The organism is Sellimonas caecigallum (assembly GCF_019754295.1).
GTDB classification, from domain to species: domain Bacteria; phylum Bacillota; class Clostridia; order Lachnospirales; family Lachnospiraceae; genus Sellimonas; species Sellimonas caecigallum.
This window is the reverse complement of record NZ_VIRV01000051.1, coordinates 1-1,278: the sequence shown is the minus strand read 5'-3', so window position 1 is coordinate 1,278 and position 1,278 is coordinate 1. Positions and strand designations below refer to the sequence as shown.

The following is a 1,278-nucleotide window of genomic DNA, read 5'->3' as shown; positions in this document are numbered from 1 at the left end:
TATTAGCGTCGGGTTAAAATAACCATCTAGTGTCAGGCTAAAATAGCCAATCCTAGTCAAATTAAAAAAGCCATTACATACAGGTCTTCATCCTCTTATACTGATGATAAGCCAATGCATCAGAAAAGGAGGATTTATGCACGAAGATGCTACATGTAATGACTTACAAAAAATCATAACACAAGCAATCAACGAAATAAAGCAGGAACAAGGCGAAAATTTCAACCTTGCCAAAATTAATCTTGCAGAACTGGAACGCCGAACCGGGCTCAGCAGATCCAGGCTAAGGCACTTAAAAGAAAATAACTTTATTGTTACGCCACATGGGAGGACAGGACAAAAAGCAACAGCTACGGTTCTGACCGGATATAGCGGCATTATTGACGGACTGCTCCGAAAAGGCGTCACGAATTCTTCTGTATGCTTTGAGCGGCTGCAGGAAGCTGGATATACCGGTGGGTTAACAACCGTAAAAACTTATATCGCTGATCACCGGGATCTTGTTCCGCCCAAGCGTCAGCTCGTTGCCCCTCAGGGAAACCGGGGACGCAGATATCAAACTTCCCCTGGGGAATCCTATCAGATGGACTGGGGCTTTGTCCAGGTAGATACAAATACCGATGCTTCCTATAAGGTCGCATGTTTTGCTATGATCTGCCATCATTGCGGGGAAAGATACATCGAATTCTTCCCCAATGCCAGACAGGAAAATCTTTTTATAGGGATGATCCATGCTTTTACTTATATGGGAATCCCGCACTATATACTGACAGACAACATGAAAAGTGTCGTGATCCGGCGTGATCCAGAGGGACATCCTATCTGGCAGAAAGATTATAAAGTGTTCATGGAAACGATCGGTTTCCAGACGAAGCTCTGTAAACCAAGACATCCTTTCACCAAAGGGAAGGTGGAGCGCCTGATCCGCTTCGTAAAAGATAACTTCCTTGCTGGCAGAGTTTTTGGCACGATTACCGAATTAAATCTGGAAGCCATCGGATGGTGCAAACGCCAGAACAGCATATACCATAAAGCAGTGGACTGTATCCCCTGTGAAAAGCATCAGGAAGACTGCATGGCTGTTGCTTCCGTATTAACAAAAACACAGGCACTTGCTTTCTATCTCTGCCCGGAAAGAAAAATTTCTTTCGATGGATTTGTCCATTATGAAGGGCGGCGCTTCGGCGTCCCGTACTGGTACACCCAGAAGACCTGCAGAATCCGGAGAGATTCCTTTACCCTCTATATCTACGCATCCGATCTCAGCAAAGTCCTGAC

The 1,278-nt window shown here is 45.1% G+C and carries 1 protein-coding gene; it reads left to right on the top strand.

Annotated features, from left to right (window positions below):
- Window positions 1-136: 136 nt before the first annotated feature.
- On the top strand, window positions 137-1,278 hold a 1,142-nt coding region (gene istA, locus FLB61_RS12930), incomplete at its 3' end, for an IS21 family transposase (RefSeq protein WP_221920428.1).